This is a genomic window from Streptomyces sp. NBC_01255 (assembly GCF_036226445.1).
GTDB lineage: Bacteria > Actinomycetota > Actinomycetes > Streptomycetales > Streptomycetaceae > Streptomyces.
This window is the reverse complement of the sequence record NZ_CP108474.1, coordinates 8,013,606-8,028,857: the sequence shown is the minus strand read 5'-3', so window position 1 is coordinate 8,028,857 and position 15,252 is coordinate 8,013,606. Positions and strand designations below refer to the sequence as shown.

At 69.6% G+C, this 15,252-nt stretch carries 11 protein-coding genes; 3 read left to right on the top strand and 8 right to left on the bottom strand.

Annotation, left to right across the window (positions count from 1 at the left end):
* Window positions 1-38: 38 nt before the first annotated feature.
* From araA to OG357_RS36290, 3 genes are all read right to left on the bottom strand, one after another.
* Entirely contained in the window at window positions 39-1,547 is a 1,509-nt protein-coding gene (gene araA / locus OG357_RS36300; protein WP_329625148.1) for an L-arabinose isomerase, read from the bottom strand.
* A 74-nt stretch (window positions 1,548-1,621) separates the two neighbouring features.
* Window positions 1,622-3,328 carry a ribulokinase gene (araB, locus tag OG357_RS36295; RefSeq protein ID WP_329625147.1) on the bottom strand — a complete coding sequence of 569 codons (1,707 nt, stop codon included), beginning with the start codon at window positions 3,326-3,328 and terminating at the stop codon, window positions 1,622-1,624.
* Window positions 3,329-3,693: 365 nt separating this feature from the next.
* Window positions 3,694-4,740: a LacI family DNA-binding transcriptional regulator gene (locus OG357_RS36290; protein WP_015037908.1), complete on the bottom strand. Its 1,047-nt coding sequence runs from the start codon at window positions 4,738-4,740 to the stop codon at window positions 3,694-3,696.
* Window positions 4,741-4,966: 226 nt separating this feature from the next.
* On the opposite strand from OG357_RS36290, the gene chvE reads away from it, so the two are divergent.
* The 3 genes from chvE to mmsB are packed head-to-tail and all read left to right on the top strand — an operon-like array spanning window position 4,967 to window position 8,957.
* Window positions 4,967-6,076: a multiple monosaccharide ABC transporter substrate-binding protein gene (chvE, locus tag OG357_RS36285; protein WP_329625146.1), complete on the top strand. Its 1,110-nt coding sequence runs from the start codon at window positions 4,967-4,969 to the stop codon at window positions 6,074-6,076.
* Window positions 6,073-7,716, top strand: coding sequence for a multiple monosaccharide ABC transporter ATP-binding protein (mmsA, locus tag OG357_RS36280; RefSeq protein ID WP_329625145.1), 1,644 nt, complete (start codon window positions 6,073-6,075; stop codon window positions 7,714-7,716). Before chvE ends, mmsA begins: the two co-directional genes overlap by 4 nt.
* The gene (gene mmsB / locus OG357_RS36275) at window positions 7,713-8,957 is read left to right on the top strand and encodes a multiple monosaccharide ABC transporter permease (RefSeq protein ID WP_329625144.1); all 1,245 of its coding nucleotides are present in this window, start codon (window positions 7,713-7,715) and stop codon (window positions 8,955-8,957) included. Before mmsA ends, mmsB begins: the two co-directional genes overlap by 4 nt.
* Window positions 8,958-9,022: 65 nt before the next feature.
* Here the strand turns inward: mmsB and OG357_RS36270 are convergent, their stop codons facing one another.
* From OG357_RS36270 to OG357_RS36250, 5 genes are all read right to left on the bottom strand, one after another.
* Entirely contained in the window at window positions 9,023-10,090 is a 1,068-nt protein-coding gene (locus OG357_RS36270) for an aldose epimerase family protein (protein WP_329625143.1), read from the bottom strand.
* Between the two features lie 116 nt (window positions 10,091-10,206).
* Window positions 10,207-11,205 (bottom strand): galactofuranose ABC transporter, permease protein YjfF, encoded by a 999-nt coding sequence (gene yjfF / locus OG357_RS36265; protein WP_329625142.1) that lies wholly within the window; start codon window positions 11,203-11,205, stop codon window positions 10,207-10,209.
* Complete coding sequence (locus OG357_RS36260) at window positions 11,202-12,317, bottom strand: ABC transporter permease (RefSeq protein WP_051786916.1); 1,116 nt, start codon at window positions 12,315-12,317, stop codon at window positions 11,202-11,204. The genes yjfF and OG357_RS36260 overlap by 4 nt, the downstream gene beginning before the upstream one ends.
* Window positions 12,314-13,873: a sugar ABC transporter ATP-binding protein gene (locus OG357_RS36255; RefSeq protein WP_329625141.1), complete on the bottom strand. Its 1,560-nt coding sequence runs from the start codon at window positions 13,871-13,873 to the stop codon at window positions 12,314-12,316. The genes OG357_RS36260 and OG357_RS36255 overlap by 4 nt, the downstream gene beginning before the upstream one ends.
* Before the next feature lie 67 nt (window positions 13,874-13,940).
* Window positions 13,941-14,942, bottom strand: coding sequence for an ABC transporter substrate-binding protein (locus OG357_RS36250; protein WP_329625140.1), 1,002 nt, complete (start codon window positions 14,940-14,942; stop codon window positions 13,941-13,943).
* Between the last annotated feature and the right edge of the window lie 310 nt (window positions 14,943-15,252).

Genomic DNA, 15,252 nt, shown 5'->3' with positions numbered 1-15,252 from the left:
CTCCGTCCTCGTGGGGGTGGATGGGGTGGCGGGGGTGCTCACAGGCTCTGGGCCAGACGGTGGTACGCCTGGTTCCAGCGCAGCTCGCGCGTGAAGGTCCGGACCGTGGTGCCCTCGTCGATGACGGCGAGTTCGGTCCGCAGCATCTCGGCGAGGTCGTCGAGCTCCTCGGCGCCGAGAGCGGTCGTCAGGACTGTGTGGTGCGGTGCTCCGGCCGTCAGCCAGGCCTCGGTGGAAGTGCGCAGGTCGGGACGGGGGCGCCAGACGGCCCGGGCGACGGGGAGCTTGGGCAGCGGCTCGGGCGGGGCGACGACGTCGACGTGGTTGGCGACGAGGCGGAACCGGTCGCCCATGTCGGCGAGACCGACGACGACGGCCGGACCGGGATCCGCGTCGAAGACGAGTCGGACCGGTTCCTCGCGTCCGCCGATCCCGAGCGCGTGGATCTCGCAGCTGGGCGTGGCCGTCGTAAGGGAGGGGCAGACCTCCAGCATATGGGCGCCGAGGATGAGTTCCTGGCCTGGTGTGAGGTCGTAGGTGTAGTCCTCCATGAAGGAGGTGCCGCCGGGCAGGCCGTGGGCCATCGCCTTCAGCGCGCGCAGCAGTGTGGAGGTCTTCCAGTCCCCTTCGCCGCCGAAACCGTAGCCGTCCGCCATCAGGCGCTGCACGGCGAGGCCGGGCAGCTGGCGCAGGCCGCCGAGGTCCTCGAAGTTGGTGGTGAAGGCGCGGAACCCGCCTTCCGTGAGGAAGGTGCGCAGACCGGCTTCGATGCGGGCGGCGTAGCGCAGGGATTCGTGGCGCTCGCCGCCGGGGCGCAGCTCGGGCGTGAGGGCGTAGAGGTCCTGGTACTCCTTGACGAGGGCGGTGACGGTGTCCTCGTCTGTGGCGTCGATCACGGCGACGAGGTCGTTGACGCCGTACGTGTTGACCGAGACCCCGAACCGCAGCTGCGCCTCGACCTTGTCGCCCTCGGTGACGGCGACGTCGCGCATGTTGTCGCCGAACCTGGCGAGTTTGAGGGTGGTGAGTTCGGAGCGGCCGACGGCGGCGCGCGCCCAACCGGCGATGCGGTCGACGACCTCGGGGGTGGAGACGTGGCCCGCCACGGTCTTGCGCGGGACACCGAGGCGGGTCTGGACGAAGCCGAACTCGCGGTCACCGTGGGCGGCCTGGTTCAGGTTCATGAAGTCCATGTCGATGGTGGACCAGGGCAGTTGGCGGTTGGCCTGGGTGTGCAGGTGGAGCAGGGGCTTGCTCAGGGCGTCGAGGCCGGCGATCCACATCTTGGCCGGGGAGAAGGTGTGCATCCAGGCGATAAGGCCGATGCAGCGGTCGTCGGCGTTGGCCTCCAGGCAGATCGCGCGGATGGCGGCCGCGTCGGTGAGGACCGGCTTCCACACCAGGCGGACGGTCATCCGGGGCTGCCCGGCGAGGGTGTCGCAGATGGCGCGGGACTGGTCGGCGACCTGAGCCAGGGTGTCGTCGCCGTAGAGGGCCTGGCTTCCGGTGAGAAACCAGATCTCGCGGTCGGGCTGGGCGAGCGTCATGTCGGGTGTGCTCCTCGGAGGTGCTGGGGCGGAGAGGTCGGGCCGATGGAGGCCGGGGCGAAGAGGCGCCCCGGTCAGCCGGTGGTGACGAGGCGTGCGGTGTTGCGGATCCGTCGCAGGCGGTGCAGGAGGAGGTCCGCTCCGGTACCGAAGTGGTCGTGCAGGGCGCGGTACTCGTCGAACAGCGCGTCGTAGGCGTCCGCCCGTGCGGGGTCTGGCACGTACGCGTGGCGCTGGACGCTGCCCATCACGGAAGCGGCGGAACGGACGTCGGGGTAGGCGCCCGCGGCGACGGCGGCGTGGATGGCCGAGCCGAGCGCCGGACCCTGCTCGGAGGTGCCGACGGACACTGGGCGGCGGAGCACGTCGGCGTAGATCTGCATGAGCAGCGCGTTCTTCCTCAGCCCTCCGGTGACGATGAACTCCTCGACGGGGATCCCGCCGCCCTCGAAGGTCTCGACGATCATCCGGGTGCCGTAGGCGGTGGATTCGAGCAGGGCCCGGTAGACGTCCTCGGGCCGGGTGTCGAGGGTGAGGCCGGCGATGACTCCGGAGAGGTGGTGGTCGACCAGGGTGGAGCGGTTGCCGTTCATCCAGTCCAGGGCGACCAGGCCGTGCGCGCCGACCGGCTGGTCGGCGGCCTTGCGGGTCAGGAGTCGGTGGAGGTCCTCGCCCGATGCCTCGGCCTCGGCGCGGTAGTGGTCCGGGACGCCCTGGCGGAGCCACCAGGCGAAGATGTCGCCGACCGCGCTCTGGCCGGCCTCGTAGCCGTAGGCGCCCTCGACGATGCCGCCGTCGACGACCCCGCAGATGCCGGGTACCTCGGCGAGGGTGGCGCCGTTGAGGACGTGGCAGGTGGAGGTTCCCATGATGGCGAGCATCCGGCCGTTCTCCACGGCGCCCGCCGCGGGTGCGGCGACGTGTGCGTCGACGTTGCCCGCCGCGACGGCGATGCCCTCGGGGAGACCGGTCCAGTGTGCGGCCCGGCTGCTCAGGGTGCCGACGCGGGAGCCCAGCGAGGAGAGGGGGTGCTCCAGGCGGGTGGCGGGGAAGTCGGCGAAGTCCGGGTGGAGTCCGGCGAGGAAGTCGGGCGAGGGGTAGGTCCCGTCCTGGTGGATGCCCTTGTAGCCGGCGGTGCAGGTGTTGCGGGACTCGGCGCCGGTCAGCTGCCAGACGATCCAGTCGGCCGCCTCGATCCAGCGGGCGCAGGCGGCGTAGACGGCCGGGTCCTCTTCCAGGACCTGCAGGGCCTTGGCGTACTGCCACTCGGAGGAGATCTTGCCGCCGTACCGTGCGATCCACTTCTCGCCGCGTGCGTGAGCGAGGGCGTTGATGCGGTCGGCCTGGGCCTGGGCCGCGTGGTGCTTCCACAGTTTGGGCCAGGCGTGCGGGCGGTCGGCCCACTCGGGCGTCAGGGCGAGCGGGGTGCCGTCCGGGGCGGTCGGCAGGACCGTGCAGGCGGTGAAGTCGGTGGCGATGCCGATGACGCGGGCCGGGTCGACCCCGGCGTCGGCGAGCGCCGCCGGAACAGCGGTACGCAGGACGTCGCGCCAGTCCTCGGGGTGTTGCAGGGCCCAGTCGGGGGGCAGGGGGGCGCTGGTGGAGGGAAGGTGGTCCTCGATGACTGCGTGGCGGTACTCGTGGACCGACGAACCGAGTTCTGCGCCGTCCCGGACCCTGACCACGACGGCGCGCCCGGAGAGGGTGCCGAAGTCGACTCCGATGGTGCATGCCTCGGACTGGTGAGGGGCTGCGGGGCCGGATAGGGCGTGTGTGGTCACGATGCGGTCTCTCTCGTCATGAACAGGGCCAGAGGAGCACCCTGATTGTTAACGCTCACAATTGGCTGGGCAAGAGTTGCGTGCAGTTCTGTCGAACATTCGGCAAGAAGAAGGGCCTCTGAAGTGAGCGCTCACCTACCGTCCCGGGGGCAACCCCCGCGTCGCGCCCGGCCTGCCGGGCGGCGGTAGGGCCGAGCGGACGGAACGGTCGACGGAGCGCTTGCGCGGGCGGACCGACGCGCGTGCGCCGCCGGACGCCGGACATCAGACGGCAGGCCCCAGACAGCAGACACAGCAGACTGGAGACCTGTCACCGGCCTCCAGGACGGCCGCCAGGAGGTGGTGGGAGAGCCCGGCCCCCCGCGTCAGGATTCGTTCGAGGGGCGCGTGCTCGCACGCATGATGAGCTGCGGTTCCACCAGGAGGTGCTCGGCCTTCCGGGCGCGACCCTCGATGTGGTCCACCAGCAGCCCGATGCTCCGGCGCCCGATGGCGGCGAAGTCCTGGCGGACCGTCGTCAGCGGCGGAGGGAAGAACTCGGCCTCCGGGATGTCGTCGAAGCCGGCGACGGCGACCTGTCCGGGGGTGCGGATCCCGCCCTCGCGCAGCGCCCGCAGGACGCCGAGCGCCATCTGGTCGTTGGCGACGAAGACGGCCGTGACCGGTGTCGCCCCGCGACGGGCCAGGGCGAGTCCCGCGAGTTCCTGTCCCGCCCGGTACCCGGACAGCGGGCTCCAGTCCCCCGTCAGTACGCGCGGAGGGCGGATGCCGCTCTCCTCCAGGACGGTGCGCCATCCCGCGGTGCGGGCCTCGCTCTCCAGCCAGTCGTCGGGACCCGCCACGTGCCAGACGTTGCCGTGCCCGGCGGCGAGCAGGTGCTCCGTGACCATGCGGGCGCCGAGCTCCTGGTCGAGGGAGACGCCGGGCAGGTCGAGCTGGTGTCCACCCTCCACGGTGACCACGGGGAAGGGTGCGTCCAGCTCGGCGAGCGCCTGCACGTGCGAGCGTTGCGGGGTGATGGCGACGACGCCCTCCACGCCCCAGGACGCGAGGTGGTCGATGGCGTCCTTGAGCCCCTGCCCCTCTCCGGTGCGCAGACTGACGGTCGAGACGAGGTAGCCCTGCTCCCGGGCCGCCTCCTCCAGGCCGGTCAGGGTGCTGGCAGGGCCGTACAGGGCGGTGTTGACGGCGATGACACCCAGCGTCCTCGTACGGCGCGTCACCAGGGCGCGTGCGGCGGAGTTGCGACGGTAGCCCAGCCGCTCGATGGCCAGGGTGACCTGCTCCCGGGTGGCCGCGCGCACGTTGGGGTGATCGCTCAGCACCCGGGAGACGGTCTGGTGGGAGACCCCCGCCTCTCGTGCGACGTCGGCCATCGTCGGCGGGCGGACGTCTTCCGCGGGATGCGCCACGTTCGCCTCCCTTCTCCGTGTTCACGGCTGTACATCGATGCGAGAAAAACCTTAGCGCCTCTTGTATCACGCTGTTGTGAGCGCTAACAATCAACCTCGACCGGGGCGCCGACGCCCCGGCCACCCAGCCGGAACGGCGCCGTCCCGGTGGTGCGAGCTCACGCGCCGCCGCCGGACCCGTCCCTCGGCCGGAGCCGCCCTCGACGACGGGATTGCCAGGTAACCCATGAAGAAGTTCCGATCCGCATCCGCCCTCCTGGCCGTGACCACCGGCTGTGCCCTGCTCCTGACAGCCTGCGGGCAGAACAGCGAGGGCGGCAGCCAGGAGTCGAAGGACACGAAGGACCTCACCATCGGCATCGCGATGCCCACCAAATCCTCCGAGCGGTGGATCGCCGACGGCCGCAACATGACCGAAAGCCTGAAGAAGGCCGGCTTCGCCACGACCCTGCAGTACGGCGAGGACGACCCCGACCAGCAGGTCGCCCAGATCGAGAACATGATCACTCAGGGCGTCGACGCCCTGGTCGTGGCCGCCATCAACGGCGAGGCACTGTCCAACGTCCTGCAGCAGGCGGCCGACGCCCACATCCCGGTCATCTCCTACGACCGGCTCATCCTGGGCTCCCCGCACGTCGACTACTACGCCTCCTTCGACAACGAGAAGGTCGGCGAGCTCCAGGCCACGTACATCGTCGAGAAGCTGGGGCTGAAGGCCGGCTCGAAGAAGGGCCCCTTCAACATCGAGTTGTTCGCCGGGTCCAACGACGACAACAACACCAAGTACTTCTTCAACGGCGCCATGAAGGTGCTGAAGCCCTACCTCGACAAGAAGCAGCTGGTCGTACGCTCCCAGCAGACCCAGCTCAACCAGGTCACCACGTTGCGGTGGGACGGAGGGACGGCGCAGAAGCGCATGGACGACCTGCTGACCTCCTCGTACTCCACCGCCCGGGTCGACGCCGTGCTCTCCCCCTACGACGGCATCTCCATCGGCATCCTGTCCGCCCTGAAGTCCGACGACTACGGGAGCGCCGCCAAGCCGCTGCCGGTCGTCACCGGCCAGGACGCGGAGGTCGCCTCCGTGAAGTCGATCATCGCGGGCCAGCAGACGCAGACCGTCTACAAGGACACACGCGCACTCGCGCAGGTCGCCGCAGACATGGTGACCGCCGTCCTCGCCGGCAAGAAGCCCGAGATCAACGACAACGCCACCTACGACAACGGCAAGAAGGTGGTCCCGGCCTTCCTGCTCGATCCGGTCAGCGTCGACAAGACGAACTACCGGAAGGTCCTGGTCGATTCGGGCTACATCAACGCCGAGGAACTGCGGTGACGCCCGCCCCTGCCGACTCCCCCAAGGTTCCCGTCTCCGTCTCGTCCCCGTCCGGCCCCGTCCTCGAGATGCGGTCCATCGTGAAGTCCTTCCCCGGGGTCAGAGCACTGTCCGACGTGACCCTGTCCGTGGAGCGCGGCGAGGTGCACGCCCTGTGCGGAGAGAACGGTGCCGGCAAGTCGACGCTCATGAAGGTCCTGTCCGGCGTCCACCCGCACGGCACCTACGAGGGCGAGATCCTCTTCGAAGGCGAGCCGTGCCGGTTCAAGGACATCAGGGCCAGCGAGCGGCGCGGCATCGTCATCATCCACCAGGAGCTCGCACTCGTTCCCTATCTGTCGATCGCCGAGAACGTCTTCCTCGGCAACGAGCCGTCCCGGCGCGGGATCATCGACTGGCACGAGGCGCTGCGCCGTGCTTCCGAACTGCTCAGGCGGGTCGGGCTCGACGAACATCCCGAGACACGGGTCGCCGACATCGGTGTCGGCAAGCAGCAGCTCGTGGAGATCGCGAAGGCGCTGGCGAAGAACGTCCGCCTGCTGATCCTCGACGAGCCCACCGCGGCGCTCAACGACGAGGACAGCGCGCAACTGCTGCGGCTGATGCGGGAGTTGAAAAGCCAGGGCATCACGTCGATCATCATCTCGCACAAGCTGAACGAGATCGCCCAGATCGCCGACTCCGTCACCATCCTGCGCGACGGGCGCTCCATCGAGACCCTCGAGGTCCGGGACCCCGCCACCACCGAGGAACGCATCATCCGCGGCATGGTGGGGCGGGACCTCGACAGCCGGTTCCCCGACCGCACGCCGTACGAGGGCCCGTCCGCCGCCGACCCTGTCCTGGAGATCCGTGACTGGACCGTACGTCACCCCCTCGACCGCGGCCGCAAGGCCGTCGACGGGGTCTCGCTCCAGGTCCGCCGCGGGGAGATCGTCGGCGTCGCGGGACTCATGGGTGCCGGCCGGACCGAACTCGCGATGAGCGTCTTCGGCCGTTCCTACGGCCACTACGAGCAGGGCACCGTACTCAAGGACGGCCGCGAGGTACGGACACGCACGGTCCCCGAGGCGGTCGCCCACGGCATCGCGTACGTCACGGAGGACCGCAAGCACTACGGTCTCAACCTCGGGGACTCCGTGAGCCGGAACATCTCGCTCGCGTCCCTCGGCGCCATCGCCCGCCGCGGCGTCGTCGACGGGCATGAAGAGCGCAAGGTGGCCGAAAGGTACCGGCAGATCATGAACATCAAGGCTCCGAACGTCCTCGAGCCGGTCGGCCGCCTTTCCGGCGGCAACCAGCAGAAGGTCGTTCTCAGCAAGTGGATCCTCGCCGGGCCGGACGTCCTGATCCTCGACGAGCCCACCCGCGGAGTCGACGTGGGAGCCAAGTTCGAGATCTACACCGTGATCGACCGGCTCGCCGCCGAGGGCAAGGCGATTCTCCTCATCTCCTCCGAGCTGCCCGAACTGCTCGGCATGTGCGACCGCGTCTACACCATGGCCGCAGGCCGGCTGACCGGCGAAGTCGCCCGCGAGGACGCCACCCAGGAAGTCCTGATGCGGCACATGACGCAGGACACCCCCGCGCCACAGGCGGTCACCGCAGGCGCCGCCCCCAGCGAAGGACACCAGGCATGAGCACCGACGTCAGCACGAAAACGACCACACCGGCGCCCCCGGGCCGCGGGGCTCCGTCCACCGGGGCACCGCTGACCCGGGTACTTCTGGAAGGCGTCCGGCGGAACATGCGCCAGTACGGGATGCTCTTCGCACTCGGCCTGATCGTGCTCCTGTTCCAGATCTGGACGGGCGGCGACCTCCTGCTGCCGCGGAACGTCTCCAATCTGGTGCTGCAGAACAGCTACATCCTCATCCTGGCCATCGGCATGATGATCGTCATCATCTCCGGGCACATCGACCTGTCCGTGGGCTCCCTGATGGCCCTGGTCGGTGGCATCGGGGCGGTGCTCATGGTCGAGCACCATGTGGCCTGGCCCGTCGCGGTGCTCCTCACCCTGCTGCTGGGAGCCATCGCCGGCGCCCTGCAGGGCTTCTTCATCGCGTACGTCGGCATACCGTCGTTCATCGTGACCCTCGCCGGCATGCTGCTGTTCCGCGGGCTCACGGAGATCTTCCTCAAGGGGCAGACGCTCGGTCCGTTCCCGGACGGACTGCAGAAGATCGCCAACGGCTTCCTGCCGGAGGTGGGACCGCAGACCAACTACCACAACGGGACCCTGCTCCTCGGCCTGGGACTGGTCGCCTACGTGGTGTTCCAGGAGGTGCGGGACCGTGGTCGCCAGCGCGAATTCGCTCTGGAGCCGCTCCCCACGGGCCTGTTCGCGCTGAAGTTGACGGCACTGGTCGCCGCTGTCCTGGTCACCACCCTGCTGCTCGCAAGCTACAAGGGCGCCCCCGTGGTCCTCCTGATCCTGGCCGCGCTGCTGGTCGGCTTCGGCTACGTGATGCGCAACGCGGTGATCGGCCGTCACGTGTACGCGATCGGGGGGAACCTGCCGGCCGCCAAGCTGTCCGGGGTCAAGGACAAGAAGGTGACCTTCGCCGTGTTCCTCAACATGGGAATGCTCGCGGCGCTCGCCGGGCTCGTCTTCGCCGCGCGCTTCAACGCGGCCTCGCCGAAGGCCGGCGTGAACTTCGAACTGGAGGCCATCGCCGCCGCGTTCATCGGCGGGGCGTCGATGAGCGGTGGAGTCGGGACCGTCCTGGGAGCGATCATCGGCGGCCTGGTCCTCGGCGTGCTCAACAACGGCATGAACCTCGTCGGGGTGGGCACCGACTGGCAGCAGGTCATCAAGGGCCTGGTGCTCCTCGCGGCGGTCGGCTTCGACGTGTGGAACAAGCGCAGGGCGGGTGCCTGACACCGCTCCGGACATGGCTGTGCCCGCCGGCTCCTCCGCCGGCGGGCACAGCCATGTCCACACGGTCAGTCACAGGTGCCGAACCTTAGGACCGTACTCGACCTGTACTCCTCGCCAGGCCGAAGCACCGGAGACGGGTCACCGGTGCGGTTCGGCGAGTCGGGGAAGTGCTGGGTCTCCAGCGCGATGCCGGCGCCCGCCCCGTAGGGCATACCGCTCTTGCCGAGGACCGTGCCGTCGAACTGACCCGCGGTGTAGACCTGGAGCCCGGGCTCCGTGGTCAGCACCTCCATGCGGCGGCCGGTGGCCGGCGCGTACAGGACGGCGGCGGGGCGCAGTGCCTCGTCGCCGTGCGGGCTCAAGACGAAGTTGTGGTCGTATCCGCCGTCCGCGCCGGGGCGGGCCAGGGCGTCGGCGATCCTCAGCGGCCGGCGGAGGTCGAACGCGGTGCCGGACACGGGGCGGTGGTCCCCGTGGGGAAGGAGGTCGTCGTCGACCGGAGTGTAGTGGGAGGCTTGCACGGCGAGTTCGTGACCGAGGATGTCGCCGGCGCCTTCGCCGTCGAGGTTGAAATACGCGTGGTTGGTCAGGTTGACCAGGGTGGCCGCATCGGTGACCGCCGAGTAGGTGAAGGCGAGTTCGCCGGCACGGCCGATGAGACAGCTGACGGTGACGTCCAGGTTTCCCGGGAACCCCTGGTCACCGTCCGGGCTCCGGAGGCGCAGGAGCACACCGGTCCACTCCGGGGTGTGCACGCTCTCGGCTTCCCAGAGGCGGGTGTCGAAGCCGTCGGTGCCGCCGTGCAGGCAGTGGCCGTTCTCCTGCGTGGTCAGCTGGTACGGCTTCCCGTCCAGGGAGAACCGGCCGTGTGCGATGCGGTTGGCGTAGCGGCCGACGGTGGAGCCGAAGTACCGGGCGGTGTCGGCCGCCCGGGCGGGGTCGTGGGGAGCGAGGACGATGTCGGCCGGGGTGCCGTTCCGGTCCGGCGCCCACAGCCCGTGGAGGCGGGCGCCGCGAGTGTGCACCTCCGCCGTGAGTCCGCCGGGGAAGCCGAAGGTCCATCGTTGTCCGGCGTACGGTTCGGGACGGCAGACCGGAGGGACCCCGGTGAAGGGGGACGGTGCTGGGTTCATGGAGGTTCCTTGTCGGCGAGAGGGCGCGCCCGGGGCGGGGGCAGGGATGGCCCTGCCCCCGCCCCGGGCGCGTTCGTACGCGGAGGACGGCTCGGGGTTCGCACTCGGCGAGGGGTCTATTCCGCCTGGCGCGATCCTCCGAAGAGGCGTTGGAGGAGGATGAAGACGAACAGCAGACCGCCGATGACGATGCGGGTCCACCACGAACTGAGCGTGCCCTGGAAGCTGATGATGGTCTGGATCAGACCGAGGACCGTCACGCCCAGGGCGGTTCCCAGGACGAAGCCGGAACCACCGGTCAGCAGCGTCCCGCCGATCACGGCGGCGGCGATGGCGTCGAGTTCCATGCCGACGGCGTGCAGGGCGTAGCCGGACAGCATGTAGAAGGTCAGCAGCAGACCGCCGAGGGCGGAACACAGGCCGCTCACGGCGTACACCGCGACCTTGGTGCGCCCTACGGGCAGGCCCATGAGACGGGCTGAGGACTCGTTGCCGCCCAAGGCGTAGACGGTGCGGCCGAAGCGGGTGTGGTGGAGGACGACGAAGGCGAGTGCCAGCACGACCAGGGCGATGATCACGGCGGGTGAGACGAACAGGCCCCCGGGCAGGAGCACCCGCGTCTGGGCGATCCGCGTGGTCGTCGGGTCGGTGAGGGAGATGGACTCGGTGCTGATCATGTAACAGAGGCCGCGGCCGAGGAACATGCCCGCGAGAGTGACGATGAAGGGCTGGATCTCGAAGGCGTGGATCACCCAGCCCATGAGGGCACCGCCCCCTGCTCCCACCAGCAGGACCACCGGCACCGCCAGCGCGAGCGGCAGGCCGTTCTGTTCGACGAGCCAGGCCGTCAGCATGGTCGACAGGGCCACCATCGAGCCGACCGAGAGGTCGATCCCGCCTGTGAGGACGACGAACGTCATGCCGATCGCCACGACGAGCAAGAAGCCGTTGTCGATCAGGACGTTGAGCAGGACCTGCGCGGAGAAGAAGCCTTCGTACTGCACGGACCCGATCGAGAACATCGCGACCAGCAGCGTGGCCGTCACCATGAGCGGCAGGCGGGCGGCGTGCCGTGCCGAGAAGCGGTGGAGCGGCTTGGTGAGGGTGGTGCTCACGGGTGGACCTCCTGCCGACGGGCCGTCAGGTCGCCGGCCGCGGATGCCGGGTCCGGGGCGGCCGTTCGGCGACGGCGTGAGAGTCGCGCGCGGAACGCGGGCGACTGGACGAGACACACGACGATGACGACCAGGGCCTTGAAGACGAGGGTGGTCTCGGGCGGTACGCCGAGGGTGTAGATCGTGGTCGAGAGGGTCTGGATGATCAGCGCGCCCAGGACCGTCCCACCGAGGGAGAAGCGACCGCCCGTCAGGGCGGTGCCGCCGATGACGACGGCGAGGATCGCGTCCAGTTCGATCCACAGGCCGGCGTTGTTGCCGTCCGCACTGGACACGTTGGAGCTGATCATCAGGCCCGCCACCGCGGCGCACACGGCGCTGACGACGTAGACCATGACCAGGAGGCCGACTGCCCGGATGCCGACGAGTCGGCTGGCGACCGGGTTGCCGCCCACCGATTCGATGAGCAGCCCGAGCGCGGTCCGCCGGGTGACGAGGGAGGTGACGGCGACGAGGGCCGCGGCGAGGAGGACGGCGAAGGGGAGGGTGAGCCAGTAGCCGCCGCCGATCATCTTGTAGGCGCTGCTGGACACGCTGATGATCTGGCCGTCGGTGATCAGCTGGGCCACGCCGCGCCCTGCGACCATGAGGACCAGCGTGGCGATGATGGGCTGGACGCCGAGCCGGGCGACGAGGAAGCCGTTCAGCAGTCCGATCGCGGCGGCCACGCCGACCGCCAGCGCGATCGCGGACAGGACGGTGGACAGGCTCCCCGGGTCCTTCGCGGTGGCGATGTGCTCGCACGCGAGGGCGCCGGCGATGGCGACCGTCGAGCCGACCGAGAGATCGATGCCCCGGGTGGCGATCACGAGCGTCATGCCGAGCGAGACGAGGATCAGGGGGGCACCGAACTGCAGGATGTCGATCAGGCTGCCGTACAGGTGTCCGTTCTGGACGCGGACGGCGAGGAAGTCATGGGTGAACACGACGTTCCCCACCAGCAGGGCGGCCAGCACGGCGGCGGGCCAGAACAGGCGGTGCTCCATGAGCCGCCGGGTGCCGGGCGCCCGGACAGGGCGCCCCCCGGCGCCGGTGTCGTCAGGTGGTGTCATGAGGTGGCTCCGGTGGCGATGGCGCCCAGGATCCGGTCGGGCGTCAGGGTCGTGTCGTTGGGGAGGGTGGCGACGAGCCGGTGGTCGCGCAGGACGCCCACGCGGTGGCTCAGCCGCAGCACCTCCTCGAGTTCGGCGGAGATGAAGAGGACCGCTGTGCCTTCCGCGGCCAGGCTGGTGACCAGTTTCTGGATCTCCGTCTTGGCACCGATGTCGATGCCCCTGGTGGGTTCGTCCAGGATCAGCAGCTCGGGGTCGGTGAGCAGCCATCGGGCGAGCAGCACCTTCTGCTGGTTGCCCCCGCTGAGGTTGCGGACCTCTGCCTCGGGGTCGGCCGGGCGGATGTCGAGAACCTCGGTCCACCGGGCGGCGATCTCGTCCTGCCGGGTGCGGGAAAGGGGTTTGGTCCAGCCGCGTGCGGCCTGGAGGGCGAGCACGATGTTCTCGCGGACGGTGAGTTCGCCGATCAGACCCTCCGCCTTGCGGTTCTCCGAGCAGAAGGCGATCTTGTGGGCGATCGCGGCGCGCGGCGAGCGCAGGACGGCGCGCTTGCCGTGGATCCGCAGCTCGCCTCCGTCGGCGTGGTCGGCGCCGAAGAGCAGCCGGGCCGCCTCGGTGCGTCCGGAGCCGAGGAGCCCGGCCAGGCCGATGACCTCGCCGCGGTGGATGTCCAGGTCATAGGGCTGGACGCCACCGGCCCGCCCGAGGCCGCGGGCGCTGAGGAAGGGCGTGTCCCCGGAACCGGGGCCGTCAGTAGTGCCGGTGTGGGATGTCTCGGCCAGTTCGTCGAGAATGCCCAGTTCGCTGCCGACCATGCGGTGTACGAGGGTGACGGGTGTCAGCTCGTCGATCCGGTACTCGCCTTCGAGGCGCCCGTTGCGCAGGACGGTCACCCGGTCGCACAGGTCGAAGACCTGGTCGAGGAAGTGGGTGACGAAGAGGATCGCGACACCCCGGTCGCGCAGTCTGCGGACCAGGGTGAACAGCTGGGCGACTTCGTCCCGGTCGAGGCTGGAGGTGGGCTCGTCGAGGATGAGGACCTTCGCCTTGACGTCCACGGCCCGTACGATCGCGACCAGTTGCTGGACGGCGAGGGAGTACGTGCCCAGCGGCATGCGGACGTCGAGGTCGAGTTCCAGTTCGGTGATGAGCCGTGCCGCGCGTTCGTGGAGGGCCGACCAGTGGACCAGCCCCAGGCGCCGGGGTTCGCGGCCGATGAGGATGTTCTCCGCGACCGAGAGGTTGGGGCACAGGTTCACCTCCTGGTACACCGTGCTGATTCCGGCGTGCTGCGCTTCCAGCGGTTCGGCGAATCGCTGGAAGCTGCCGTCGACGGAGACCGTTCCCGCGTCGGGCGGGTGGACGCCGGTGAGCACCTTGATGAGGGTCGACTTCCCGGCGCCGTTCTCGCCCATCAGGGCGTGGACCTCGCCGGGGAAGAGGCGCAAATCCACGCTGTCGAGGGCGAGGACGCCGGGGAACACCTTGCGGATGCCCTGGGCCTCCAGGACCGGCCGGTCGGTGCGGGTGGGTGTGGGGGTGGGTGGGACTGCCATCCGCCCTCCTCTCCTGAGGGGTCGGGGGCGGCGCGAGGACCGCCCCCGGTCTGGTGCGGGCGTCGGGTCAGTACTGGCGGCCGGGCAGGGCGGCCGCGGCCTGGTCCTGGGTGAAGACGCCCTCCTTGACCTCGACCCGTATCGGGACGCTCTCCCCCGCCGCGACCTTCTCGGCGAGTTCCATCAGCTGGTCGCCGAGGAGCGGGTTGCACTCGACCACCACGTTGATCTTCTTCTCCTGCATGGCGACGAAGGCGTCCTTGATTCCGTCGACGGAGATCACCTTGATGTCGGTGCCCGGCTTCCTGCCCGCCTCCTCGATGGCCTGGATGGCGCCCAGGGCCATGTCGTCGTTGTGGGCGTACAGGACGTCGATGTCCTTGTGGGACTTGAGGAAGGCCTGCATGACCTCCTTGCCCTTGGCGCGGGTGAAGTCCCCGGTCTGGGACGCGACGACCTTGAACTTGGGCTCTCCCTTGATGACTTCGGCGAAGCCGGCCTTGCGGTCGTTGGCGGGTGCGGAGCCGGTGGTGCCCTGGAGCTCGACGACGTTGACCGGTTCGGAGGTCCCCTCGTACTCCTTCACGAGCCACTTGCCGGCCTCCTGCCCCTCCTTGACGAAGTCGGAGCCGAGGAAGGTCCGGTAGAGGGAGGTGTCCTGCGAGTCGACCGCACGGTCGGTGAGGATCACCGGGATGCCGGCGCTCTTGGCCTCCTTGAGGACGGTGTCCCAGCCGGACTCCACCACCGGGGAGAAGGCGATGACGTCCACCTTCTGCTGGATGAACGTGCGGATCGCCTTGATCTGGTTCTCCTGCTTCTGCTGCGCGTCGGAGAACTTCAGCGTGATGCCGACCTTCTCGGCCGCCTCGCGTACGGACTTGGTGTTGGCGGTGCGCCAGCCGCTCTCGGCTCCCACCTGGGCGAACCCGAGCACCAGCTTGCCGTCGGAGGAGCCCTTGCCGGTGCCGCCGGTGGTACCGGTGGGCGCGGGCTCGGTGGTGCAGGCGGTCAGCACACCAGCGGCCAGAACGGCGGCGGTGATGACACGGAGGGCTCTGTGGGCCATGTCGTGGTTCCTTTCGGGGACGTGCGTCGTACAGGGCGGTGCCCTGAAGGGGCCGGGCCCGGCGAAGGTGCGGCTGCGCAGCGGTGGTTGCGCTGGGCGGAGGCGGAGTGGGCGTAGGCCCCCGACGACCGGCGGGCTGCCGAACGCGACACATTGTGAGCGCTAACAGACGCGCAACTCAAGGGTTCGTACGGCCGTTACCGGTTTTTGATGCGGAGAGACCAGTCGCTGCGCGGCCAGTCGCGCCTCGAAGATGTGAGCGTTAACAGGCTACTGAGGCGCCTTGCGGCACAGAAGGCCTCGCAGAATG